Here is a 25,795-nt window from a genome sequence, read left to right on the forward strand (position 1 = left end):
TTCAGTATCCAGCCCACAAGCAAGCCAAGCCGCAGCAATCTCGTAGGTATTTTGTCTTAAAGTCTGCGCATCCTTAATCTGTGTAAGCGTGTGAAGATTCGCAATAAATAAAAATGATTCATTTCCTTCCTGCTTGGATAGTTCGATCGCAGGAATAATAGCCCCTAATAAATTTCCAAGATGGGGTGTTCCGGTGGCTTGAATGCCGGTAAGAATTCTTGACATTTGTTTACAATTTATATTTAAAAATTAATGAATAGCAAATTTACGAGGTTTGAGGTGAATAACGAAAGATAAAAGATAAAAGATAAAAGATAAAAGATAAAAGATGTTGTTATTAAAATTCAATAGGGGTGGGCTTCAGCCCAGCCAGCTTAAAATTCAACCTCCATCCATTGGCTTTAGCCAAAACCTCTACATAAATAACCTTTATATTTTACGCATCATCCGTGAAAATCTGTGAAATCTATGGGTTCATAAATATCAAGGAATCACAATCTTCTCCCCTCCGAATTTCGGTTCTACTCCGAAAAGAAGATCCCAATAGGCCTTAGCTTTGGCCGCATACTCTCTCATATTGGTCTTTAACCCTGCATATTTATTTACATCAGCTGCATTGTACCCAAAGGCTTCCATCCCATTTTTTCGGGCCAGAAAAACGGCTCTTTCATTATGGAACTTCTGAGAAATGATGATAAGTTTGGTTTGGCTGAAAATATCCTTGGCTCTTACCACGGAATCCAGTGTCCTGAATCCCGCATGGTCCAAAATAATTTTATCCTTTGGAACTCCTTCCTGCATCAATGCAAGCTGCATATCTTCAGGTTCATTATAATCCTTGGTACTGTTATCACCACTGACAATAATGTATTGTATTTTTCCGCTTTTGTATAAATCACCTGCAGCTTTTATTCTGTTGTAGAAATAAGCATTCGGCTGTCCGTTGTTCAGGAGTTTTCCGGTTCCCAGCAATAAACCTGTTTTTGCTTCAGGCAGATCAGCAATATTATAAGAAACGAAGGATTCGCTTTCTTTTTTAATGCTGTAATTTGCCCAGGCAATAAAAATAATTCCTGCAACCAGAAGAAGCAGGAAAATTTTAAAAATATTTTTGATTATTTTTTTCATCCGAAAATATGTCATTTTAAAACTCCAGACCGTTCGGGAAAGCTTTTTTTCTGAATATCAATAAGAATGCTGCTCCCACAGTAATCGCAGAATCGGCAACATTGAAAATATACTTGAAGAACTCAATGTGTTTTCCGCCTATCAAAGGCCAGCTTTCAGGAACATACCAGTCTACCAGCGGGAAGTGCAGCATATCTACCACGCATCCTTTCATAAATGAAGAATACCCATGCCCAAAAGGAACAAGCTTAGAAACTCCACCGTAATCAAGCCATCTGTCAACACTTGCATCATAGATACTTCCGCTGTCGAAGATCATTCCGTAGAACATTCCGTCAATAAGGTTTCCGATAGCCCCCGCAAAAATGATGGCCATTGGAATCAAAAGATAGTTGGATGCTCCTTCCTTTAACCATTTTTTAAACATATACAGCATTCCTCCGATCAGGAAAATTCTTAGGATAACAAGAAAATATTTTCCGATAATACCTCCGAAATGAAACCCGTAAGCCATTCCCGGATTCTCAACAAAAGTAAGCTTGAAACCCGGAAAAACAGAAACACTGTCGCCTAGTCCAAAATGGGTTTTAATATAAATTTTTGAAGCCTGGTCAATTAACAACACTAAAAATGTTATCGCTAAAATCTTTTTCATTACTGTCCTTTAGGTTTTGAAGGCTTTGCTGCCGGCTTTACATTTTTGTTGTCGCTTGCTTTCTTGACCACTTTCTGTCCGTTGAACGAGCTTTTAACGTGAGCTTTTTCAAATTTAATGCCCATTTCCTTCAGAACACTTTTCAGTGCACTCAGCTCCATAGAATTTTTGGGATGTACTATGATAGATTCCATTTCTTTTATTTAATTGTTACATTTTAGACAGCTCATCGAGTCTCTTTCTGTCTTTTTCAGAGAGATCATTCACTCCGTTTTTGCCCATTTTGCTCAGCAGTCTGTCGATTTCTTTCTCCCTTTCACGTTTATCAGCATTGAATTTATCATCAATAGTATAGTTTTTCTGCGGATCAGGAAAAAATCTGTTTTTGATCCATGTCCTGTTGAAAAATAACAACACTGCTGCGATGATAACGCCCAAAATTAATAATTCGCTCATGGGTATACATTAAAAATTAGGTTTATAAAGTATCCGTGAATACGATATAAACCCAATATTATTTTACAAACCTTTCGGCTATTTCTGCATATTTTTCGCTTCGATGCTCAGCGTAGCGTGAGGAACAGCCAGAAGTCTTTCCTTAGGAATCAGTTTTCCTGTCACTCTGCAAACACCGTACGTTTTGTTTTCGATTCTGATCAAAGCATTTTTAAGGTCACGCACGAATTTTTCCTGTCTTCCTGCCAAAATAGAATTCTGCTCTTTGCTTAACGTTTCTGCTCCTTCTTCAAAAGCCTTGAAAGTAGGAGACGTATCATCTGTCCCGTTATTCTGGTCGTTGATGAAACTTTCTCTGATAAGCTGAAGATCTTTTTCTGCTTTTTCTATTTTTTCTTTAATGATCGCTTTAAATTCCTGTAAATCAGCATCGCTGTATCTAACTCTTTCGTCTGACATATTCTTTCTCTTTTTTAATAAAATTATGAAATGGAATTTGAAATACAATAACTACATGTTAATTTTTTTCAATATTTATCTTAAAATTAACCTCATCTATTTCGATTTCGTTAAAATTTGAAAGTGAAGATACAATTTCTATTTTATTTGACAAGACTTCAGAAGAAATATATTCCTCATTTTTCCTAATATCATTCAAGAAAGGAGAGCTTTCTTCCAATGCAATTGAAATTTTGTCTGTCAGTTCAAAGTCTTTGTCTTTTCGCAGGTTTTGAATTCTGTTGATGAACTCTCTTGCGATCCCTTCAGATTTTAACTCATCGGTTAACGTCAAATCTAATGCCACAGTTGTTTTTCCGTCAGAAGTTACTGTCCATCCCGGAATATCTTTTGTAGAAATTTCTACATCATCAAGGGTAATTTCATATCCCTGAACGTCTGTTTTTCCTTCTTTTTCAAGACCGGCAATCTGTTCTGCGGTAAGATTAGCAATCTCTGCGCCTACCACCTTCATGTCTTTTCCTAATTTAGGACCAAGCGCTTTGAAGTTAGGCTTTATCTGCTTTACAATTAAGTGGGATGCCTCTTCAGCATTGATTAACTGTAATTCTTTTACGTTCACTTCCTGCTTGATCAGATCTGCAACAGCAAGAATCTGTTCTTCTGTTTTAGAATCCAATACAGGAACCAATACTTTCTGTAACGGCTGACGAACTTTTACATTCTCTTTCTTTCTCAGAGAGAAGACCATGCTCGTAATGTTCTGAGCCAAATGCGTTTTTTCAACCAGATCCTGATCGATTAAGCTTTCATCAGCAACCGGAAAATCTGTAAGGTGTACAGATTCACAGTTTTCTTTTCCTGTTACTTTATTTAGGTCCTGATACAATTGATCCATAAAGAACGGAGCAATAGGAGCGGAAAGCTTAGCTACTGTTTCAAGACAGGTGTATAAAGTCTGGTAAGCAGAGATCTTGTCATCAGAATATTCTCCTTTCCAGAAACGTCTTCTGCACAGTCTTACGTACCAGTTACTCAGGTTGTCATTCACAAAAGTGCTAATTGCTCTTGCTACTCTTGTCGGTTCATAGTCTTCATAGAATGCTTTTACTTCCTTGATGAGAAGGTTCAGCTCAGAAAGGATCCATCTGTCGATTTCAGGACGGTTTTCCACTTCTTTTTCCGAATAGTTGAAGCCATCCACATTTGCATACAAAGCAAAGAATGAATATGTATTGTAAAGGGTTCCGAAGAACTTTCTTCTTACTTCGTCGATTCCTTCAATATCAAACTTCAGGTTTTCCCAAGGGTTGGCATTGGAGATCATGTACCAACGGGTAGCATCCGGCCCATAAACAGCAAGTGTTTCGAACGGATCTACAGCATTTCCTAAACGTTTTGACATCTTTTGTCCGTTCTTATCCAGAACAAGACCGTTACTCATTACATTTTTGTAAGCAACTGAATCAAACACTGCAGTTCCGATCGCGTGAAGCGTATAAAACCATCCACGGGTCTGGTCAACACCTTCCGCAATGAAATCAGCCGGGAATGCTTTGTTATTGTCGATTAATGCTTTGTTTTCAAAAGGATAATGCAATTGAGCATAAGGCATAGATCCTGAATCAAACCAAACGTCAATCAGGTCGCTCTCACGCTTCATTGCTTTTCCTGTATCAGAAACCAATACCACTTTGTCTACTACGTTTTTGTGAAGATCCACAAGCTCATAGTTAGATTCTGCCATATTTCCGATGATGAATCCTTTGAACGGGTTTTCAGTCATCAGTCCTGCTGCAATTGATTTCTCGATTTCGTTATAAAGTTCTTCTACAGAACCTATGATTTTTTCTTCTTTCAGGTCATCTGTTCTCCAGATCGGTAACGGGATCCCCCAATATCTTGAACGGGATAAGTTCCAGTCGTTTACATTTTCCAGCCAGTTGGCAAAACGTCCTTCTCCGGTAGCTTTTGGCTTCCAGTTGATTTCTTTGTTCAGATTAACCAGTCTGTCTTTTACAGCGGTCATTTTCACAAACCATGAATCCAGCGGATAGTACAACACCGGCTTATCTGTTCTCCAGCAGTGTGGATAAGAGTGAACATATTTCTCTACTTTGAAGGCCTTGTTCTCCGTTTTCAACAGGATCGCAAGTTCCACATCCCAAGATTTCTCAGGAGCTGTTCCTTCATCGTAATATTCGTTTTTGATATATTTTCCGGAAAACACCTCTGGAACGTTTTCTCCTTTGATGAATCTCCCCTGTAAATCTACCAATGGTACAAGGTTGTCATTTTCATCTTTTACCAACATTGGAGGAATCTCAGGCTGAGCCATTTTAGCAACTCTCGCATCATCCGCACCGAAAGTGGGTGCTGTGTGTACGATACCGGTACCGTCCTCTGTTGTTACGAAATCTCCTAAGATTACTCTGAATGCATTCTCAGGGTTGTCATTAGGTGTAAACCAAGGAACTAACTGCTCATATCTCGTGTCAACAAGTTTTTCCCCTGTAAATTCTTTTAATATTCTGAAAGGAATTACTTTAGTTTCCGGAGTATAGTTGGCAAAATCCTCATCTGTACCTTCTGCATATTTTTTACCGAAAACTTTAGGTAAAAGAACGCTTGATAAAACTACAGTTACAGGTTCAAATGTATACTGATTGAAGGTTTTAACCAAAACATATTCAATATCTCTTCCTACGGTAAGCGCTGTATTGGACGGAAGCGTCCACGGAGTTGTCGTCCATGCAAGGATATGAACATCCCCGTCAACATCATTGAATAATGCTGAAGAATCTTTCTTTACTTTAAACTGAGCCACAACCGTTGTGTCCGAAACATCACGATATGTCCCAGGCTGGTTAAGCTCGTGAGAAGAAAGTCCTGTTCCCGCTTTTGGAGAGTAAGGCTGGATCGTGTAACCTTTGTACAATAAGTTTTTATCATACAATTGCTTCAAAAGCCACCAAACCGTTTCCATATATTTTGACTTGTACGTGATGTACGGATCATCAAGGTCTACCCAATATCCGATTTTTTCCGTAAGGTTATTCCAGACATCGGTATAACGCATTACGGCTTCACGACAAGCTTTGTTATAGTCTTCAATAGAGATTTTTTTGCCAATATCTTCTTTCGTGATTCCTAATTCTTTTTCTACACCCAGTTCCACAGGAAGACCATGCGTATCCCAGCCTGCTTTACGGAAAACCTGCTTCCCGTTTTGCGTCTGGTAACGGCAGAAAATATCTTTCAATGCTCTTGCCATTACGTGGTGAATTCCGGGCATACCGTTTGCTGAAGGCGGACCTTCATAAAAAACAAACTCAGGATTTCCCTGACGAATCTCAACACTCTTATTGAAGGTTTTATTTTGTTTCCAAAATTCCGCTACATTCTCTGCTACGTCAATAAGGTTGAGGTTTTTGTATTCTTTAAATTGGCTCATTGTAAATATCTCAATATCGTTGATTAATTAAGTCTGCAAATTTACTAAAATTTGTCGGTTTATAATATATGTTTTATTTTGATATCATCTATTAAAAAGTTCAATTTCAGAAATATAATGAAGAAAGTGGAGGAAAGTGAATGACGAATGGTCAATAAGTGAATTTTTCTGGCTGTTTTTCATGTGAAATTTTATGCAATTTATTAAATAGAAGTGGGCTTTAGCCGAAACTGAAAAACGGTTTTCCGAATCTAAAGCATAAACATCTGCGAAAATCCGTGTAATTTGGGGTTAAAAATAAACCATCTCAAACTTTGAGTAAAAATACAGATATGATTACTGAAAATTCGTATATTTAAATAGACCTATAAACCTAAATGCTGTATGAAAATCTTCTCCAAACTGATGGTTGCTATCTGTTTTATCCATACAATCATCATAAATGCCCAGAATAATTATCCTCAAAACTATTTCCGTAACCCACTGAATATTCCCATGCAGCTGGCAGCTAATTTTGGTGCTATCAGGACAAATCACTTTCATATGGGGCTGGATTTAAGAACGAACAGTCAGGAAAATTTACCGGTTCTAGCTGCGGCAGAAGGCTATGTAAGCAGGATAAAGGTAGAAAGATATGGTTTCGGTAATGCAATATACATTACTCATCCCAACGGTTATACCACAGTATATGCTCACCTGAATAAATACTTTGGCAAGCTCGATGAATTTGTAAAGGAGAAGCAGTACAAAGACGAAAAGTGGGAACAGGATATTACTTTTCAGCCCGGACAGTTTCCAGTGGAAAAAGGACAACAGATTGCATTGAGTGGAAATACAGGAGGTTCGGCGGGTCCGCACCTGCATTTCGAAATAAGGGATACCAAAACAGAAGAATGTCTTAATCCTTTATTGTTTGGATTTAATATTCCGGATTCTGTAGCTCCCATTATCAGTGGATTGTATTGGTATGACCGCAGATTCAGTACATATGAGCCTGGAGCGAACGGAATTGCAGTGAAAAAAGTAGGAAGTATTTACACTGCAGATGTTGTAAAAGCCAGTTCACCGAAGATAAGTTTCGGAATTAAAGCTGTAGATAAAGCCAATCAGGGATTTAATCTTGGGATTTATAATGCAGAACTATTGATGGATGGTAAACTGATGTACAGTTTTAAAATTGATAAAGTACATTATGATGATACCCGATATATCAACGGTTGTATCGATTATACGAAATTCATCAGAGACAAAGTGGGAATTCAGCATTTGTCTGCTTTGCCGGGGATGAAACTGCAAAATTATAGTGTGCCTGATCTTTCAGGAATTATCAATCTTCAGGATGAAGATGTTCACAATATCGAAATTGTTGTAAAGGATGTAAAAGGTAATATCAGCAGGCTAACCACTAAAGTTCAGTTGAGTAATGCGGGAATCGGAATTGCATCTTCAGGTAAAACTGTTTTACCTGATGAAGGAAAAATGCTTACAACCGAAAATGCAGAAATCAGTTTCAGTAAAAATGCAGTCTATGATGCTGTAAATTTCAATGCCTATGAAACAACGTCCGCTAATCCGGATGAGGCTTCAAACAGTATTGTTTTACATAATCCATACGTTCCGGTTCATGGTGAATATACTTTGAAAATAAAACCCAATAGAAAATTATCCAATACAGAAAAAGACAAAGCTGTTATTATTCTTGATTACGGGAGTGATAAAGATTTCGTAAAAGCAAAATGGAATGCTGACCGGGCAGAAGGGCAGTTCAACAGATTGGGTACGGCGCAGTTGGTGATTGATAATGCCCAGCCATCCGTTTCACCAGGTTGGAATGAAGGTGCTTTGATCAGCAGCAGCTCTTTGAGACTAAAAGGAAAAACAAAAGTGGGAGATATTGTTACATTCCGGGCCGAGCTGGACGGAAAGTGGCTAAGGTTTGCCCGTGTAAAAGATGATTTTGTGTATATCTTTGATGAAAAATGTTCAAAAGGATCAGGCTCTCATACTCTAAAAGTAACCACAATCAATACCGCAGGAAATAACAACACCCAAACTTTTACATTCCGGAGATAAAAGCTATGGTAGAAATCATGAATACATTTTACGTGAATACATCTTACAATCATGTAATTTTAAATAAATTTGCTTTTTAAAAATTAAAATCATTGGAATTTCATCCGTCAATTGAGAAAGCAGGGATTCAGGAAATCAAAAAATTTCAGGAAGAAAAACTTCATGAACTTTTGGTCTACCTGGAAAGCCATTCGCCTTTTTATCAGAAGCTCTTTAAAGAAAATAATATTAATACTGCTGACATTCTTACGCTGGAAGATCTTCAGAAGATTCCTACCACCACAAAGAATGATCTTCAGCAGCACAATCATGATTTTTTCTGCATAACACCTGATAAAATTGTTGATTACAGTACCACTTCCGGAACATTGGGAGATCCTGTAACATTCGGATTGTCCGACGGTGATCTTGAAAGACTAGCCTATAATGAAGCAATTTCTTTTGCCTGTGCAGGAATTCAGAAAGGAGATGTTGTGCAGATGATTACAACCATTGACAAACGTTTTATGGCAGGACTTGCTTATTTTTTAGGCTTAAGAAAAATGGGGGCAAGTGTGGTGAGAATGGGACCGGGAATTCCTGAACTGCAATGGGATTCTATTTTCAGATACAAACCAAAATACCTGATTACAGTGCCTTCTTTTCTGCTGAAAATGATTGACTATGCCGAAAAACACGGGTTGGATTATAAAAATTCAAGTGTGTATGGAGCTGTGTGTATTGGAGAAAGCATCAAAAATCAGGACTTTACAGATAATATTCTTTCCCAGAAGATTAAAGAAAAGTGGGATATAAAGCTTTTTTCCACCTATGCTTCTACCGAGATGAGCACCGCCTTTACAGAATGTGAATTTCAGATCGGAGGACATCACCATCCTGAACTGATCATCACAGAAATTCTGGATGATGAAGGCAATCCCGTAAAAGAAGGAGAAAGTGGTGAGCTTACCATTACAACTTTAGGGGTGGAAGCCATTCCTTTATTGAGATTTAAAACAGGCGATATCGTAAAAGCTCACTATGAGCCGTGCCAATGTGGAAGGAATACGATGAGGTTAGGACCTGTTATAGGCAGAAAACAGCAGATGATCAAATATAAAGGAACAACACTTTATCCGCCGGCAATGAATGATATCCTGAATGATTTCAACAATATTTTATGCTATCAGATTGTTATTCAGGCCAACGAAATAGGACTTGATGAAATTATCATCAAATTAAGCACAGAAGAAGAGCATGAGACTTTTGTAAATGAAGTCAGGGATCACTTCCGGGCCAAATTAAGAGTAAGCCCAAAAATTGAAATCATTGATTTTGATATATTATCTAAAACAATTTTTAATCCAAACAGCAGGAAACCAATCACATTTATTGATTTAAGATAAATTTAAAATAAAGAGTCAATAGAAACTTTCTTTTATAATATCTTTGGGCTCTTAAAATAAAAGCTAATACCCTATGAAAAAATTATTATTGCTGGTCTTTTTAGTTATAATGACTACAGCTTTCGGACAGGAGAAAATGAAAATAGTTGCCGGAAGTCTGGGTGTTTTGAAAGATCAGACCGAAGTAAATGTTGAGGTGAAATTTGAAAATGTACTATTTATGAAAGAAAATATTACAGAAGCTCAATACCTCGAAAACAGAAAAAAACAAGTTATTGAAAATCCCAAAAGAGGCGAAGAAGCCTGGAAAAAATGGATTGAAGAATGGGAAAAATATAAAAAGGAATATTATGTGGATTATTTCGCAAAAGGATTGAATAAAACTTACAAAAATATTTCATTTAAAAAAGACGCAGCCGCAAAATATACCCTGTTGGTGGAGACAAATTGGATTTTTCCTGGCTGGCATGCCGGAATTACAGCAATGACTGCCGAAATAACCGGGAAAATAAAACTGGTGGAAACCGATAATCCTTCTACTGTTTTAGCAGAAATAGAGCTTAAAAAGTTTGATAAATTTGTGCAAAATGAAGAATTTGTAATGGAGTATGGAAGAATAGCAGCAGCTTATGAATCTGTCGGAAGATATTTGGGAAGAGAAATCAAAAAATCTTTAAAATAACAAAAAACGGTCTGAAAAATTCAGACCGTTTTTTATGCTTGATTTTGCTGTTCCTGTTTTTCTAGTTTGATCAGATTCGCAAGATTTTTAATCACCGTATCATGTTTCTTCACGAAAGGATTGTCTTTATTCCAGACATAGCCTGCTAAAACTGCACATATCTTTTTCTTTACATCAGGGTTTTCCGGCTGATGGAAAAATAGCTCCTGGAGATTTCCGGTATACCACTCTTTTACATAGGTAGTGAAAACATCCACTCCATATAAAATATAATCTGTGTATTCCTTCTGCCAGTCAATTTTTTCTCCGTTTAGCTGCCTTAAAGCCAGTTTAGCGGCCAGCATTCCTGATTCTGTGGCAAAAGCCATTCCTGAAGAGAATACTGGATCAAGGAATTCTGAAGCATTTCCCGTTAAAGCAAATCCGTCTCCGAATAAACTTTTAACCGAACAAGAATAGTCTTTCAGGTGTTTGGGTTCAAAAAGGAAATCCACATTCCCGAAACGTTTTACATAATAGTCAGAAAGTGAGATTGCCTTTTTTAAAGCTTCAGTGGTATCTCCGTTTTCAGATAATTTGTCGATATATTCAGTAGGGCCTACAATTCCTAAACTTGTGTTTCCGTTGGAAAAAGGAATGACCCAAAGCCATACCTCTGTTTCGATGATGTCAAAAGAAATTAAAGTTCCTTCCTCTCCAGGTTCCCTGTTAATATCATGTACATGAGAGAAAATAGCAGAGTGGGGAGATAGTTTTGAAGGCTTTTCAAGGCCAAGAAGACGAGGTAATACTCTTCCGTAACCGCTGGAATCGATAACAAACTTTGCGTGGACCTCTTTCGTTTCTCCATCTTTACTTCTTACTGTAGTCACAGAATCTGTTCCGTCAAACTTAATATCAATAACTTCAGTTTCGAATTCAAGATCAATTCCTTTATTAATGACTTCCTGAGCAAGTGTATTGTCAAAATCAGCTCTGGGAACCTGCCAGGTCCAGTCCCAGCCTTCCCCAAATTTATTGCTGAAATCAAAAATACAGATTTCGTCGCCGCGAAGAAAACGCGCACCAAGCTTTTTTTCAAAGCCCATTTTATCTAATGCAGGGAAAAGTCCGGCCTCATCAAAGTGGTCCATTACCCTCGGAATTAAGCTTTCTCCCACTACCAGTCTGGGAAATTTTGTTTTTTCGACTACTTTCACGTTGACGTTATTCTTCTTTAAGTACGAAGAAGACACGCATCCGGAAGGTCCGGCTCCGATTACAAGAACGTCAACAAATTCTTTGCTCATCTTTGATTTTTTATTTTAATAATAACTTTTATCTTTGCCGCAAAATTAGTGACAAATAATTAATATTTTACAAAATTATCAACTATTACTTTTAATTGATGAAAATAAATAACTTTTTAGAACTGAAAGACTTTCAAAAAATTATCATTGAGAATGAAAAAATAGAACTGGATGAATCGCTTTTATCAAGAGTGGATAAAAGTTTTCAGTTTTTAAAAGAGTTTTCAAAAAATAAAGTAATATATGGTGTGAACACTGGCTTTGGCCCGATGGCTCAATTCAAAATCAGTGACGAAGATACACACCAGCTTCAGTATAACCTGATCAGAAGCCATTCTTCAGGTATCGGAAATCCTTTACCTGCTGAAGAAGTAAAAGCATGTATGCTAGCGAGACTGAATACCTTATCACTGGGAAATTCAGGAGTACACCAGTCTGTAATTTACCTTCTTCAGGAGCTGATCAACAGAGATATTATTCCTCTGATATTTGAACACGGAGGAGTAGGAGCAAGCGGGGACCTTGTTCAGCTGGCTCACCTGGCCTTGGTACTGATTGGAGAAGGAGAAGTATTTTATAAAGGAGAAAGAAAATCAACCAAAGAGGTTTTTAAAACAGAAGGCTTAGAGCCGATAAAAGTAGAGATCCGTGAAGGTCTTGCTTTGATGAACGGAACTTCCGTAATGTCCGGAATCGGTATTGTAAATGCTTATAAAGCGAATCAGCTTACAGATATTTCTCTTAGACTTTCTTGTGCAATCAATGAGATTGTACAGGCTTATGATGATCACCTGTCAGAAGCGCTGAATGGAACAAAAAGACATTACGGCCAGCAGAAAGTGGCAGAAAAAATGCGTGCCCATCTGGCGGATAGTAAGCTGATCAGAAAAAGAGAAGATCATCTGTATACCCATTTTGAAGAACAGGAAAAAGTATTTAAAGAAAAAGTTCAGGAATATTATTCTTTAAGATGTGTTCCTCAGATCTTAGGTCCGGTATTGGACACGCTGGAATATACAGAAAAAGTTCTTGAAAATGAGATCAATTCAGCGAATGATAACCCGATTATCAATGTTGAAGATCAGCATGTTTACCATGGAGGAAACTTCCATGGAGATTACATCTCTCTGGAAATGGATAAGCTTAAAATTGTAGTTACCAAACTTACCATGCTTGCAGAAAGACAGTTAAACTACCTTCTGAATGCCAAAATCAACGAAATTTTACCTCCTTTTGTCAATTTAGGTAAATTAGGTTTCAATTTCGGGATGCAGGGAGTGCAGTTTACAGCAACTTCCACTACGGCAGAAAGCCAGATGCTGTCAAATTCTATGTACGTTCACAGTATTCCGAACAATAATGATAATCAGGATATCGTTAGTATGGGTACAAATGCTGCCGTAATCTGCAGAAAAGTCATTGAGAATGCTTTTGAAGTATTGGCCATTGAAGCCATTACAATCATTCAGGCTGTTGAATATCTTGGGTTCCAGGATAAAGTTTCATCATCTACAAAAGAACTGTATGATGATATCAGAAAAATTATTCCTGCTTTCTCAGACGATATGGTAATGTATCCGTATCTGGAGGAAGTAAAGAAATATCTGAAAGGAATGTAACTATTAGCTGTTATGGATTGTCTTTAAAATAGATATCCGGCATCAATTTTTAAAAAAACTAAAAACGATATAAACACTAACGCATGAAATGTGCAATTGTAACAGGAGGCTCCAGAGGAATCGGGAGGGCAATCTGTATAAAACTGGCTGAAGAGAAAAACTATCACATCCTTATCAACTACGCTTCAAACGAAACCGCAGCCAAAGAAACTTTGACTAAAGTGGAAGAACTTGGAGCTACGGGAGAAATCCTTAAATTTGATGTAGGAAATACCGAAGAAACAAAGGCTGTTTTAACAGCATGGCAGGAAAGAAATCCTGATGCAGTAGTAGAAGTGATCGTCAATAATGCGGGAATCACGAGAGACGGCCTCTTTATGTGGATGCAGAAAGAAGATTGGAATAATGTGATCAACACCAGTCTGGACGGATTCTTCAATGTGACCAATTTCTTTATCCAAAAGCTGCTTCGCAACAAATACGGAAGAATCATCAATATGGTTTCTGTATCCGGAGTGAAAGGAACAGCAGGCCAGACGAATTACTCTGCAGCAAAAGGGGCTTTGGTGGGTGCTACAAAAGCTCTTGCACAGGAAGTTGCCAAAAGAAATGTTACCGTAAATGCGGTAGCTCCGGGCTTTATCAGAACAGATATGACTCAGGAGTTCAATGAAGAAGAACTGAAAGCAATGATCCCTGCCAACAGATTCGGAGAAGCAGAAGAAGTGGCGGATCTTGTCGCATTTTTAGCATCTAAAAAATCATCCTACATTACAGGAGAAGTGATTAATATTAACGGAGGAATTTATTCATAACATGGAAAATAGGGTTGTAATTACCGGGATGGGAATTTATTCCTGCATCGGGACGTCTTTAGAAGAGGTCAGGGAATCCCTATATCAAGGAAAATCCGGTATTGTTTTAGACCAGCAGAGAAAAGAATTTGGTTTCAGATCAGGTCTTACTGGAGTGGTTCCAAAACCGGATCTTAAGAATCTTCTGAACAGACGTCAGCGTGTCAGCATGGGAGAAGAAAGTGAATATGCTTATCTGGCTACCATTGATGCCTTGAAGCAGGCGAATCTGGACGAAGAATTCCTGGATGCCCATGAAGTGGGAATTTTATACGGTAATGACAGTGTTTCCCAGGCAGTTGTAGAATCTATCGATATTGCAAGGGAAAAGAAAGATACTACATTGATGGGATCGGGAGCGATCTTTAAATCAATGAACTCAACGGTCACGATGAACCTTTCCACGATCTTTAAGCTGAAAGGGATCAATCTTACCATCAGTGCAGCATGTGCAAGCGGTTCACACTCATTGGGGCTGGCGTACATGATGATCAAAAATGGTTTTCAGGACATGATCATCTGTGGAGGAGCCCAGGAAACCAACAAGTATTCCATGGCAAGCTTTGACGGGCTGGGCGTATTCTCCGTCAGAGAAGATGAGCCTGCAAAAGCTTCCAGACCTTTCGATTCAGGAAGAGATGGGTTGATTCCAAGTGGAGGTGCAGCCACGCTGATTGTGGAAAGTTTAGAATCTGCCCAAAGAAGAGGAGTACCCATTATTGCTGAAATTATCGGCTATGGATTTTCTTCAAACGGAGGCCATATCTCAACACCAAATGTGGACGGCCCCGCGCTGGCTATGGACAGAGCATTAAAACAATCAGGATTAAACGCTTCAGATATCGATTATATCAATGCCCATGCAACTTCTACTCCCATTGGTGATGCCAACGAGGCAAAGGCAATTTATGAAATCTTCGGCAGTGAAGTTCCGGTAAGTTCTACCAAATCTATGACCGGACATGAATGCTGGATGGCGGGCGCAAGTGAAGTTATCTACTCAATTCTGATGATGCAGAACGATTTTGTTGCTCCGAATATTAATCTGGAAAACCCTGATAATGAGGCTAAAAAGATAAATTTAGTCACAAAAACAAAAAATCAAAAAATTGATGTATTTTTGTCGAATTCTTTTGGGTTTGGGGGAACCAATTCTGCACTAATAGTTAAAAAATTTGATTAAAAACATGGAAAGGGAAAAAATTGTTGCTATCGTTAATGATTTTCTGGTAAACGAATTTGAGGTAGACGGAGACGAAATCAGTAATGATGCCAACCTTAAAAATACACTGGGCCTGGATAGCCTGGATTATATCGACATGGTAGTCGTGATCGAATCCAATTTCGGGGTGAAATTAGGAGAAGCAGATTTCAAGAAAATGGTAACATTTGACGATTTCTATACAACGATTGAACATAAGATTGCTGAAAAAAACGCTTAGTTATTGAGTAAATCTTTATTCTATAAAATGTGCCAATGTAATAATATCACAGTGCTTCAGTAATGAACACAGCAAGGTATATTACATTGGTTCTCTGTTATATTAAACTGGATTATGAACAAGTGGAAAGGTAAATCTAAAGGAACAGTGCTCGGATACAGGATATTCGTCTGGTGTATTAGAAATATCGGAATCAGAAGTTCATACGGAGTGCTTTATTTTGTGGCCGCTTATTATTCACTGTTTCAGAAAAAAAGCAACCAATATATTCTTTATTACTTCCGGAAAAGACTGAATTACGGGTACTGGAAATCCAAAGCTTCCATCTTTAAAAGCTATTTTACCTTCGGAAAAGTTCTGATTGATAAAACAGCTATTTCTGCCGGACTCAGAGAAAAGTACACCTATGAATTTGACGGTATTGAAAATCTCAGAAGCCTTTTAGCCGCTAAAAAAGGAGGGGTACTGATCAGCGCCCATATCGGTAATTTTGAAATTGCAGAACATTTCTTTGCGGATATCGACTTCGACTGCCAGATCAATCTGGTGACCACAGATCAGGAAGTGACGGTGATTAAAGAATATCTGGAAAGTGTTGCTGTAAAAAAGAGTAACATTAAGTTCATTTATGTTAAAGACGATATGTCGCATATCTTTGAGATCAATAAGGCTTTATCAGAAAATGAACTGATCTGCTTCACCGGAGACCGGTATTTTGAAGGATCCAAATACCTGGAAGCAGAACTGTTGGGGAAAAGCGCAAAATTTCCGGCCGGACCGTTTTTGATTGCCTCAAGATTAGGAGTGCCTGTTGTCTATGTTTATGTGATGAAAGAGAATAATCTTCACTACCATCTTTACGCCAGAGTGGCTCAGAATATCAAAAACCGTGATTCGCAGGGGCTTTTACAATCTTATGTTCAGAATCTTGAAATGATGGTGAAAAAATATCCCCTTCAATGGTTCAATTATTTTGATTTTTGGGATGATGTTGATTAATTTTTCTATTTTTATCCCGTAAAAACTAACGAAAAACTAAAACCATTAAGATGTACCGAGAATTAAGATGATTAAAATAATATTTCCGGATAAATTTTCTTTGCTTACCGCACAAAATAAGCTTTAAATGTCTTAAATTCCCTGTTTCTTAATCATTAAAAGCACATTCTCTTTTGAAGAAAGAATATGACATACTTGTAATCGGCAGCGGATTGGGAGGTCTTGTTTCGGCTCTTATTTTGGCGAAGGAAGGTATGAAAGTATGCGTTCTTGAGAAAAATAACCAATACGGTGGAAATCTGCAGACCTTTTCAAGAGATAAGCTTATTTTTGACACAGGAGTCCATTATCTCGGAGGCTTATCCAAAGGGCAGAATCTGAATCAGTTCTTTTCCTACCTGGAAATTATGGATCATCTTGAGCTTCAGCTGATGGATGAAGACGGGTATGACAGGATCAGTTTCGGTGATGATGAAACAGAATATCCGCACGCACAGGGCTATCAGAATTTTGTGGAGCAGCTTTCCAGATACTTTCCCGAAGAAAAAGAAAACCTTGAGAACTACTGCGAAGAGATTCAATATGTCTGCAGCCAGTTTCCGAGATACCATGTGGTAGGGAAAGACCATTACAACGAAGAAATCCTGCACCTCAATACCAAAAGATTCATTGAATCTGTTACCCATAACAAAAAACTTCAGTCGGTTCTGCTGGGTTCCAATTTTTTATATGCCGGAGACTCCGAAAATGTACCTTTTTATGTACATGCCTTAACGGTAAACTCTTATATCCAAAGTGCTTACAAATGTGTAAAAGGAGGCAGCCAGATTTCTAAGCTTCTGATCAGAAAACTTCGGGAATATGGGGCAGAAGTACACAAACATTCTGAGGTTTCTGAATTTGTCTTTAATGAAAATAATGCATTGACGTCCGTAAAAACAAAGACAGGAAAAGAATATGCCGCAAAACAATTTATTTCCAATATTGAGATCCGTTCCACCATTAAACTGATCGGCGAAGAAAGATTAAAGAAATCCTTTCTGAACAGAGTTTTAAGCTGGAAACCGGTTTCGTCCTGCTTTAGTGTTTACCTGGTTTTAAAGCCTCAGAGCCTCCCGAATTTTAACTATAACAGATATCACTATTCATCAGAAGACCTGGTCTGGAATGCATCCCAATACCAAAAAAAATCATGGCCGGAAACCTATATGCTCTCATCCACGCCTTCAAAGCATCATCCTGAGTTTGCAGAAAGCCTCACCGCTATTTCCTATATGAATTTTGAGGAGGTGAAAGAATGGGAAAATACTTTCAATACCGTAGCAGATGAGCATGAAAGAGGCGAAGCTTATGAAAAATTTAAGCTTGAAAAGACTGAGAAAATGCTGGATGCACTGGAAAAGAAAATTCCTAACATAAGACATGCCATCAAAGCAATATACACTTCTTCTCCGTTATCTTACAGGGACTATATAGGAAACTTTGAAGGAAATATGTACGGATACATGAAAAGTTCTGAGAATCCTCTTAAAACAATGGTTTCCCCCCGTACCAAGATTGATAATCTGTTTCTTACAGGACAGTCTGTTAATATGCACGGGATTTTAGGAGTAACCATCGGAGCTTTTAATACCTGTGCGGAGATTCTTGGAAAAGAAACAATAGATAAGAGGCTGACACAAATGATTAATAAAAACTAAAAGTGAAAAAAACTAATACCATATATTCATTCTGTAAAAGGATTCTTCTTTATCTTACCCTTTGTTTTTCACTTACATCCTGCGGAATTTCAAAGTCTGTTCATCATATTCCTGACGTAAAGCAATACTCATTAGAGGTTCCGGAAGTAAACAGAGTCAACGACAGCACTTTCAGTTACAATCAGAATTATCTTACCAAAAATAAGCAGCAGCTCTGGGAGCTTTACATCAAAGGAAATCCTTTGCAACTTGGCTATAATAATGGTGCACTGACGCAGAGCCTGATGCAGAAGCAGGAAGAAATCTTTTTCTCAAAAGTGGAAGGATTCGTTCCATCAAAATTTAAACAAAGAATCTTAAGAGGCTTTTTAAAATGGTACAACAGAAAAATGTACCTCAATGTAAGAGAAGACTATCAGGCCGAATTATACGGCTTGTCACAATACTCATCTGATAGGTATGATTTTATTGCCCCCAAATACTTAAGAAACCTTTACCTGCACGGAGCTCACGATATCGGGCATGCGATGCAGGATCTGGCCATGGTAGGCTGTACGTCTCTTGCCGTATGGAATGAAAATACGGAAGATGGAGACCTTCTGATCGGAAGAAATTTCGATTTTTATGTAGGAGATGATTTTGCAAAAAATAAACTGGTAGAATTTGTTCAGCCGGAAGAAGGAATTCCTTATATGTCGGTAAGCTGGCCGGGAATGATCGGTGTAGTTTCCGGGATGAATAAAGAAGGCATCACCGTAACGATTAATGCAGGAAAATCAAAAATTCCTTTGACGGCAAAGACTCCTATCTCCCTTGTTACAAGAGAAATTCTTCAGTATGCTAAAAATATAGATGAAGCGATTGATATTGCTGAAAAAAGGAAAGTTTTCGTTTCAGAATCTATTCTTGTTGGAAGTGCTGCGGACAAAAATGCCGTAATTATTGAGGTCTCACCTAAAAATTTCGGAGTATATAAAGTGAAGAATTCCAGCAGGGTTCTCTGCACCAATCATTTTCAGTCTGAAGCCTATAAAGATGACAAAAGAAATCAGAAACATATTGAAGAAAGCCATTCAAAGTACAGGTATGAAAAACTGCAGGAGCTTTTGCAGGAAGAGAAAAAGATCACTCCGGAAAAAATGGCTTCCATTTTAAGGAACAGATCGGGTTTAAAAGATAAATCGATTGGTTATGGTAATGAAAAAGCACTTAACCAGCTTCTGGCACATCATGCTGTTATCTTTTCGCCTCAGAAAAGACTGGTCTGGGTTTCTTCCAATCCCTATCAGCTGGGGGAATTTGTCTGCTATGACCTGAATGAAATTTTTTCAGGAAATCCATTACCGCAAAGTCTCCGGGCTAAAACTGAACTCAATATTAAAAGAGATCCCTTCGCCGATTCTGAAGAATTCCAAAACTATGAGCTGTCTAAAATGTATGGAAAAGAAATCAATGAAGCTGCTGATGATAAAAACACACTGCTGACAGATGATATTATTCCTTCTTATCAGGCCATGAATCCTGACTTTTGGCAGGTTTATTATCAATCCGGAAAATATTACTTTAGCAAAAAAGAATATTCACAGGCAAAAATTGCATTTGAAAAAGCGTTGACGAAAGAAATTACAACGGTTCCGGACAGGAAAAATGTAGAAAAATACCTGAAGAAAACTTTAAACAAACTGAAATGATCCCCAAATACATAAAACTGCTGTTCTGCATTCCTTTTGTTATTCCGTGTATTTGTGTACCGTTTACAGCTCAATATCTGCCATCATTCCAATTCACGGGTATGGAAATATGAAAGACAACTACGGAAGTAAAATATTTCTGGTGTTTCCGGTGTTGATGAACCTGGCTGTCCTTGTTTTTATCTGGTTGATTATCAGAAGGCCAGATAAGATAAAGTTTACTTTTGAAATCAATGAAAATGAAAGAGAAAAAACATATCATATCACACAGCTGGCTCTGGTAATTATTGCGATATTTGTTACCATAATGATGACGCCGCTATCATTTTCTGATGTGGTTTATAAATAAATGATTATGAAAAAACTTTTAACCCTTTTTTTTACCGTATGGTTTCTGTTATCATTTTTCTCAGGACAGAAAAGAGATCGGAAATACTTTTATTAAAGCTTTACTGGGGGATAAAAATATAGAAAAAGCACATTCTTATTTTGATCCTTCGGTAGCAGGCCAGATCCCTGTGGAACAGCTCAAAGCCATTCCGAAGCAGCTTCAGGGCCAGATTGGAGGACTGAAAAATATCCTTGAAGTGAATAACGAAGGAAATATTTATTATTACTACACCGAATTTGAAAAGACAAAACTGGATGTCCAGCTTACCTTTGGAGAGAACAATAAACTGCTGGGCTTCTTCCTGGTTCCTCATAAAACATTTGAAAGACGAGATGAGAAAACAGAACTCAAGATAAAGAGTGATGCTGTTGAACTTAGGGGAACACTTCTGGTTCCCCCTTCCAATAATAAAAAGAGACTGGTGATTTTTGTGCATGGTTCGGGAGCCCATGACAGAGACGAAACTATTGGAGAAAACAAACCTTTTAAAGATATCGCAGAATATCTTTTCAACCACGGAATTGCTTCTTACCGGTATGATAAAAGGATCTATTCCTACCCTGAAACATTCAACGAGAAATCTACGGTAGAAGATGAAACCATTAATGATGCGGTAAATACTGCTCTTTATTTCAAAAATAATCCTGAGTATAAAGGATATGAGATTATTATCCTTGGTCACAGCCAGGGAGCGTATATGATGCCAAAAATTGCAGAAAAGGCTCAGGTTTCGAAATATGTTTTTATGGCCGGGAATGCAAGACCCTTGCAGGATATCTTAGTTGAGCAATACGAATACCTTCACTCTCTGGACAAGGCGAATGTTCCGGCAGAAGCTGTTCAGGAAATAAAAAAGCAGGTTGCGTTTTTAAACTCATCCCAGTTTAATTTAAATTCACCTAAATCAGAACTTCCTTTAGGTCAGTCTGCAGCGTATTGGAAGTATTTGAAGGATTACAATCAGCTTAATGAAGTGAAAAAGATCAAGGCTCCAATGCTTTTTGTACAGGGAGGAAGAGATTATCAGGTAACTGAGAAAGATTTCAATCTTTGGAAACAAACCCTGAAAAATAATAAGGCAGCAGTTTTTAAATTTTATCCTGAATTAAGCCATCTGTTTATTGCAGGCTCCGGAAAACCCTCACCAAAAGATTATGAAACAAAAGGAAAGGTAGATGAGCAGTTTTTGAAAGACCTGACAGATTTTATCCTGAAATAAATAAAATAAGATCATTGATCTCATGAGCCTGGAATTTTGTTTCAGGCTTTTTAATTGCTTTCCGGACTTACTTTATTCAAAAATAAAAAAGAGGCTATTCCTGCAATTGCAGAAAAAGTAGTGCTTAAAATAAAACTGCCGATAACGTATTGCAGCAGATTGTTTTTGATGAGTTCGAAATTTAAATCCTGACTTAAAATATCACTGTCTCCACTCACAAATGGAGCTCCCAGAAACAGAGAGGCAGCAATGATAAAAGGAATAAAAGGAGGAAGGCTCACATTGGAGGCTACAAATGCAAGGACTTTATTAAGTTTAAAAAGTACAGATAAACTAATCACTAAAAGGGTCTGGAATCCCCAGAATGGAGAAAGCCCTATAAATACTCCCAGTGCAATGGAAAATGCTTTTGTACGGTTGCTTCCGTCACTTTCTAAGACATCTTCCTGAATGAATCTTTTAAAGCTTTTTTTTTTGAAGTTATTCACGAAATTTCTCGGAATAATGTAAAATAAAGTAATCGTCACCAGAATTGTATTCAGAATACTGATCCTTGTAAAATCCTTGAAAGGCCTGAAATGGGAAACCCTTTCTGCGGGATCATACAACACCTTAATCGGAACATTTTTAACAGGAATATGCCTCCATGCAGTTCTTACAATGATCTCAATCTCAAATTCAAACTTTGGGGTAAAATATTTCTTAGGAATTTTATGTAAAGGATAAAGCCTGTAACCGGACTGCGTGTCTTCCAGCTTTATACCGGTTTCAAACCAGAACCAGAAATTGGAAAAACGGTTTCCGAAACTGCTTTTCTTAGGAATACCATCCTGAGACATATTTCTGTTTCCGATCAGAAGAACGTCTTCTTTTTTCTGAAGCAGGGCTTCTACAAATACAGGAATATCATCCGGATAATGCTGTCCGTCGGAATCAATAGTGATAGCGTAATCAAACCCTAGTTTCTTTGCAGCTCTGAAGCCTGTTTTAAGCCCGTTTCCTTTTCCTTTGTTCTCCGGTAAAGAGATTACCGTGATCTGCGGATATTGAGCAAGAATGTGTGGCGTAGAATCCGTGGAGCCATCATTGACCACAATAATACTTTCGGTGTAGTTAAGAACACCGTCAATTACCCTCTTCAGGGTTTTCTCATTATTGTAGGTAGGTATTAAAACGCATATTTTCTTTTCAGAAATTGCATTTTGTACTTCAGCAAGGGACATTTTTTTATTTTAAAGTGGCTCTTTCAGCCTCTGTAATGGTTTTAGACTGCATTGCAAACCTTTTGATATAGCTTTTTAATGCTGTGTTCTGTTTGCTGTAATTGTTCAACAGGAATGCCTTATCATCTTTCATACTTCCACGGTATCCCACAATTTTAGGAATGTTTTCCTGAACACTCAGCCTGATCAGGCGCAGCTCTGCATTATTTGGATTATTTTTAATCACATTTTCAAGGTTTGCAGCACCTGTTTTTACCAAAGCCTTTCTGTTATTTTTGACAATTTTTGCCTCCATGATCTTAGCAGCAGCCTTGTATCCAACAGTTGCAGGATCGGATCCGGACTGCTTTTCTGCAATATCAATAAAGTTTTGTGTATTGGTATTGGATTCATTGGCTTTGGCATAGCTGTTTCTCAGCGTTTCAAGATCTGACTGAAAGAAAAAAATAAATGCCGTTATAAATGACAGGATTAGTTTCATGACGTTATTTTTTTATAGCTTACAGACAGTTTCAATGCAATAGTCTCGCCAAAGGAAGTAGTGTTTTTTACTTTAACATCCTCATTGTCTTCATTAATATCAAGCTGAAGCTGTAAATCCGGCGTTTCAAAAGGATTGATAATTGCCATGAATTTTACATTCGATGCTGTTTTTAAGAATAATTTTGAACCGGTAAATTCCTCCGTAAGTTCTTTGATGATCTGCATCATACAAACACCGGGAGTTACGGGATTTCCAGGGAAATGACCTTTGAAAATATCATGGTCTTTATTAAGATGAATATGAGCAGTAAACTTTCCGTCCTCTGCCTTTTCGTATGATGTTAAAGTATAAAAGTCTGTAAGAATGGTTTGCATGATCTTATTGTTAAGATTAAATATATCATCAGTTTCTTTCCGGAAAGCTACATTGATTTAAAGCAGTATTCCTGTAGAAAATTATTCCGTTTCGGTTATTTGAAATAGTTTTATATTGATTTTAAAGTCTTTGTGCTGCAGCTGTAAGCTATCCGCGAAGATAGGTTTTTTTGCATCAAAAGTAAAATTGATTTTTTCGTTGTTATTTTTCGTATAAACAATCTGTTTTAGCAAATTATTTTCTTTGTTGAAGAATAAATAGTAGGTTTTATTATCAATTTTAGAGAGATAAATCTTAGCATTTTCATTCTCAAAGCTTTCGCTTACCGGATATTGTCTTTTCAGCAGCTGCCGGAAATCATTTTTCAGAAAATTGATGACAATTTTTTTATCCAGATCAGGAAGTACATAGTTCAGCTTGAAATCATTGTCTGAAACTTCAAAATCAATCAGCTTATTCCCAAAATCTGACGTTAAAGCAACACGATGCGTCGTTTCATTCAGTTTTTTGATAATCAGAATACCGCTCACATGGTTTTTATAAATATCCATCTGGCATTTGTACACGTAATCTTCACCGGAAGAGAAATATAAGTTTTCCACCATCTTTTCAGAAGATGAAACAGGTTTTGCTTCTGTTAACGTATAGGTTTTACAGGAAACAGCCAGGATCAGAATCAGGCTATAAAGAAAACTCTGACGCAGGAATGGAAGCATTGATCTTGGTATTTTTGAAGACAATATTCGTGGTATCTCCGGAAGCTTCAGTCATATTCACCTGTGAAACTGTAGACTGGCTTTTAGGGAAATACAGCTCGATCTGTTTGATGTATTTCAGCAATTGGGATGTTTTAGGAACAAACTTCGCCACATTGTAATTCCCATTTTTAAAATAGGTTACGGTAAACTCAGGATCATTGAACATCGTCCCGTTGGAACTTCCCACTATCAGCTTATTGATTTTTTCAAATGTTTTGCTCTTCGCATCTACAGACGATTTTTTCCCCTGATCATTGATGTAGATCTTATTGCTTTTAAAAACAATACTGTACTGATAAGGTTTTGTATACTTCCAGCTCAGCATATTGGGTGTCTGCAGCGACATTCGGCCGTAGGTCACAATACTTTTATCCAGAAAATCCATCTTTTTGGTCTGGGTAAAATCACTCTGCAACGTTTTAATCTCTTTGGTGTCTGAAGAAACCTTCGACACAAATGCTTTAGCTTCAGCTCCTGACATTGCCGTATTCTGGGCAGAAAAGAATCCTGAAACCAGTAAGAATGTTCCGAAAGCAATATTTTTAATCATTTCTATTTGAATTTAAAACTGTATCAACAGTAAAAGTTGAATATTTTTTGTCCTCCAAAAATACTAATAAATTGGCCAGCACGCGAAAGGTCTTTTCCGAAGTGTCATGAAGGAGGATAATACTGCCTTTTTTCAGGCCTTTGGTTACTCTGTTGTAAATTTTCTTTTCATCGTCAATGATGGTGTCAAGAGAGCGTACATTCCATCCGATGCTTACTTTATGGGTTCTCCTGATTGCTTTCGCAATATTGGGATTGGTCACTCCGAATGGTGGCCTGTAAAGATCAGTGCTGATATTGCCTGCATTTTTCATGACTTCATCACATTTTTCAATTTCCTCAATCATTTTTGAAGTTGATAAAAATCCTGTAGTATTGGAATGTGACAGGGTATGATTTCCAATGGTATGGCCTTCTGCAATGATTCTCTGAAACGTCTCAGGATATTTTTCAATCTGTTTTCCGATACAGAAGAAGGTAGCTTTTACCTGATGTTCTTTAAGCAGGTCTAAAAACTTAGGAGTAAACTCAGTAGGGCCGTCATCAAAAGTAAGGGCAACTTCCTTGATTCTGGTACGTTTATGGGTGATGCTGTTGACAAAATATCCCAGCTCAATATCAAAAGAACCCCAGACTACTACTGCAGAGAAAGCGAAAAAACAAAACAGATATACCCAAAAACTCCCATGGAATGCATAAATAAAAACGTTACAGAAAAGATAGAACAGGATGAATGGATAGTGTTTCATTGCTGATTGCTTTTTATATGTTGATTAATTGGAAATCTCTACTGTACTTTTGTCACTCCGTAGGAGTCCGGATCAATAGAATTAATTTAACTTATTTTGTTTAGATTCTACGCTTCATCGCTCTGAATGACAAATAGACCGTATAATTTTCAATTTCAACA

General features: G+C 37.6%; 25 protein-coding genes and 1 pseudogene. 12 read left to right on the forward strand and 14 right to left on the reverse strand.

Going from position 1 to position 25,795, the window contains the following annotated elements; genetic code table 11:
- The 7 genes and pseudogenes from ACE3RB_RS12630 to ileS form a co-directional block, all read right to left on the reverse strand.
- Positions 1–225 (reverse strand): annotated as a pseudogene (locus tag ACE3RB_RS12630) (tryptophan--tRNA ligase); the annotation flags it as partial.
- A 258-nt stretch (positions 226–483) separates the two neighbouring features.
- Positions 484–1,128 carry a vancomycin high temperature exclusion protein gene (locus tag ACE3RB_RS12635; RefSeq protein WP_374464534.1) on the reverse strand — a complete coding sequence of 215 codons (645 nt, stop codon included), beginning with the start codon at positions 1,126–1,128 and terminating at the stop codon, positions 484–486.
- A 16-nt stretch (positions 1,129–1,144) separates the two neighbouring features.
- Positions 1,145–1,783 carry a lipoprotein signal peptidase gene (locus tag ACE3RB_RS12640; RefSeq protein WP_002983777.1) on the reverse strand — a complete coding sequence of 213 codons (639 nt, stop codon included), beginning with the start codon at positions 1,781–1,783 and terminating at the stop codon, positions 1,145–1,147.
- Positions 1,783–1,977: a DUF2683 family protein gene (locus ACE3RB_RS12645; RefSeq protein WP_002983775.1), complete on the reverse strand. Its 195-nt coding sequence runs from the start codon at positions 1,975–1,977 to the stop codon at positions 1,783–1,785. The genes ACE3RB_RS12640 and ACE3RB_RS12645 overlap by 1 nt, the downstream gene beginning before the upstream one ends.
- A 16-nt stretch (positions 1,978–1,993) precedes the next feature.
- Complete coding sequence (locus tag ACE3RB_RS12650) at positions 1,994–2,239, reverse strand: DUF6576 domain-containing protein (RefSeq protein WP_374464535.1); 246 nt, start codon at positions 2,237–2,239, stop codon at positions 1,994–1,996.
- Positions 2,240–2,317: 78 nt separating this feature from the next.
- Positions 2,318–2,698 carry a TraR/DksA C4-type zinc finger protein gene (locus tag ACE3RB_RS12655; RefSeq protein ID WP_002983772.1) on the reverse strand — a complete coding sequence of 127 codons (381 nt, stop codon included), beginning with the start codon at positions 2,696–2,698 and terminating at the stop codon, positions 2,318–2,320.
- Between the two features lie 58 nt (positions 2,699–2,756).
- Entirely contained in the window at positions 2,757–6,152 is a 3,396-nt protein-coding gene (ileS, locus tag ACE3RB_RS12660) for an isoleucine--tRNA ligase (protein ID WP_374464536.1), read from the reverse strand.
- 384 nt (positions 6,153–6,536) lie between these two features.
- Here ileS and ACE3RB_RS12665 point away from each other — a divergent pair, with 384 nt between their 5' ends.
- The 3 genes from ACE3RB_RS12665 to ACE3RB_RS12675 all read left to right on the forward strand — a co-directional run bounded on the left by ACE3RB_RS12665 (position 6,537) and on the right by ACE3RB_RS12675 (position 10,292).
- Positions 6,537–8,225 (forward strand): M23 family metallopeptidase, encoded by a 1,689-nt coding sequence (locus ACE3RB_RS12665; protein ID WP_374464537.1) that lies wholly within the window; start codon positions 6,537–6,539, stop codon positions 8,223–8,225.
- Positions 8,226–8,317: 92 nt separating this feature from the next.
- Positions 8,318–9,610, forward strand: coding sequence for a phenylacetate--CoA ligase family protein (locus ACE3RB_RS12670; RefSeq protein ID WP_374464538.1), 1,293 nt, complete (start codon positions 8,318–8,320; stop codon positions 9,608–9,610).
- Positions 9,611–9,683: 73 nt separating this feature from the next.
- Entirely contained in the window at positions 9,684–10,292 is a 609-nt protein-coding gene (locus tag ACE3RB_RS12675) for a hypothetical protein (protein ID WP_374464539.1), read from the forward strand.
- Positions 10,293–10,324: 32 nt separating this feature from the next.
- Here the strand turns inward: ACE3RB_RS12675 and ACE3RB_RS12680 are convergent, their stop codons facing one another.
- Positions 10,325–11,581: an NAD(P)/FAD-dependent oxidoreductase gene (locus ACE3RB_RS12680; RefSeq protein ID WP_374464540.1), complete on the reverse strand. Its 1,257-nt coding sequence runs from the start codon at positions 11,579–11,581 to the stop codon at positions 10,325–10,327.
- Between the two features lie 98 nt (positions 11,582–11,679).
- On the opposite strand from ACE3RB_RS12680, the gene hutH reads away from it, so the two are divergent.
- From hutH to ACE3RB_RS12725, 9 genes are all read left to right on the forward strand, one after another.
- Complete coding sequence (gene hutH, locus ACE3RB_RS12685) at positions 11,680–13,200, forward strand: histidine ammonia-lyase (RefSeq protein ID WP_374464541.1); 1,521 nt, start codon at positions 11,680–11,682, stop codon at positions 13,198–13,200.
- An 83-nt stretch (positions 13,201–13,283) separates the two neighbouring features.
- Positions 13,284–14,015, forward strand: a complete 732-nt coding sequence (fabG, locus tag ACE3RB_RS12690) for a 3-oxoacyl-ACP reductase FabG (RefSeq protein ID WP_374464542.1) — start codon at positions 13,284–13,286, stop codon at positions 14,013–14,015.
- Position 14,016: 1 nt separating this feature from the next.
- The gene (locus ACE3RB_RS12695) at positions 14,017–15,237 is read left to right on the forward strand and encodes a beta-ketoacyl synthase (RefSeq protein WP_002983755.1); all 1,221 of its coding nucleotides are present in this window, start codon (positions 14,017–14,019) and stop codon (positions 15,235–15,237) included.
- A 4-nt stretch (positions 15,238–15,241) separates the two neighbouring features.
- Positions 15,242–15,496, forward strand: coding sequence for an acyl carrier protein (locus ACE3RB_RS12700; protein WP_034692469.1), 255 nt, complete (start codon positions 15,242–15,244; stop codon positions 15,494–15,496).
- Between the two features lie 114 nt (positions 15,497–15,610).
- Positions 15,611–16,495 carry a lipid A biosynthesis acyltransferase gene (locus ACE3RB_RS12705; protein ID WP_002983749.1) on the forward strand — a complete coding sequence of 295 codons (885 nt, stop codon included), beginning with the start codon at positions 15,611–15,613 and terminating at the stop codon, positions 16,493–16,495.
- A gap of 173 nt (positions 16,496–16,668) precedes the next feature.
- Positions 16,669–18,195 carry a phytoene desaturase family protein gene (locus tag ACE3RB_RS12710; protein WP_374464543.1) on the forward strand — a complete coding sequence of 509 codons (1,527 nt, stop codon included), beginning with the start codon at positions 16,669–16,671 and terminating at the stop codon, positions 18,193–18,195.
- A gap of 2 nt (positions 18,196–18,197) precedes the next feature.
- Positions 18,198–19,886 (forward strand): C45 family autoproteolytic acyltransferase/hydolase, encoded by a 1,689-nt coding sequence (locus ACE3RB_RS12715; protein WP_374464544.1) that lies wholly within the window; start codon positions 18,198–18,200, stop codon positions 19,884–19,886.
- Positions 19,887–19,995: 109 nt separating this feature from the next.
- Entirely contained in the window at positions 19,996–20,235 is a 240-nt protein-coding gene (locus ACE3RB_RS12720) for a hypothetical protein (RefSeq protein ID WP_374464545.1), read from the forward strand.
- Positions 20,236–20,338: 103 nt separating this feature from the next.
- Positions 20,339–21,496, forward strand: coding sequence for a DUF3887 domain-containing protein (locus tag ACE3RB_RS12725; protein ID WP_374464572.1), 1,158 nt, complete (start codon positions 20,339–20,341; stop codon positions 21,494–21,496).
- A gap of 50 nt (positions 21,497–21,546) precedes the next feature.
- Here the strand turns inward: ACE3RB_RS12725 and ACE3RB_RS12730 are convergent, their stop codons facing one another.
- From ACE3RB_RS12730 to ACE3RB_RS12755, 6 genes are all read right to left on the reverse strand, one after another.
- Entirely contained in the window at positions 21,547–22,719 is a 1,173-nt protein-coding gene (locus ACE3RB_RS12730) for a DUF2062 domain-containing protein (RefSeq protein ID WP_374464546.1), read from the reverse strand.
- 4 nt (positions 22,720–22,723) lie between these two features.
- On the reverse strand, positions 22,724–23,200 hold the full coding sequence (locus ACE3RB_RS12735) for a hypothetical protein (protein WP_374464547.1): 477 nt from the start codon (positions 23,198–23,200) through the stop codon (positions 22,724–22,726).
- Positions 23,197–23,577, reverse strand: a complete 381-nt coding sequence (locus ACE3RB_RS12740; RefSeq protein WP_374464548.1) for a 3-hydroxyacyl-ACP dehydratase — start codon at positions 23,575–23,577, stop codon at positions 23,197–23,199. The genes ACE3RB_RS12735 and ACE3RB_RS12740 overlap by 4 nt, the downstream gene beginning before the upstream one ends.
- Positions 23,578–23,658: 81 nt before the next feature.
- Positions 23,659–24,294: a hypothetical protein gene (locus ACE3RB_RS12745; RefSeq protein ID WP_374464549.1), complete on the reverse strand. Its 636-nt coding sequence runs from the start codon at positions 24,292–24,294 to the stop codon at positions 23,659–23,661.
- Entirely contained in the window at positions 24,260–24,886 is a 627-nt protein-coding gene (locus ACE3RB_RS12750; protein WP_374464550.1) for an outer membrane lipoprotein carrier protein LolA, read from the reverse strand. The genes ACE3RB_RS12745 and ACE3RB_RS12750 overlap by 35 nt, the downstream gene beginning before the upstream one ends.
- The gene (locus tag ACE3RB_RS12755) at positions 24,879–25,634 is read right to left on the reverse strand and encodes a polysaccharide deacetylase family protein (RefSeq protein ID WP_374464551.1); all 756 of its coding nucleotides are present in this window, start codon (positions 25,632–25,634) and stop codon (positions 24,879–24,881) included. The genes ACE3RB_RS12750 and ACE3RB_RS12755 overlap by 8 nt, the downstream gene beginning before the upstream one ends.
- Between the last annotated feature and the right edge of the window lie 161 nt (positions 25,635–25,795).

This window comes from Chryseobacterium sp. (assembly GCF_041914225.1).
GTDB lineage: Bacteria > Bacteroidota > Bacteroidia > Flavobacteriales > Weeksellaceae > Chryseobacterium.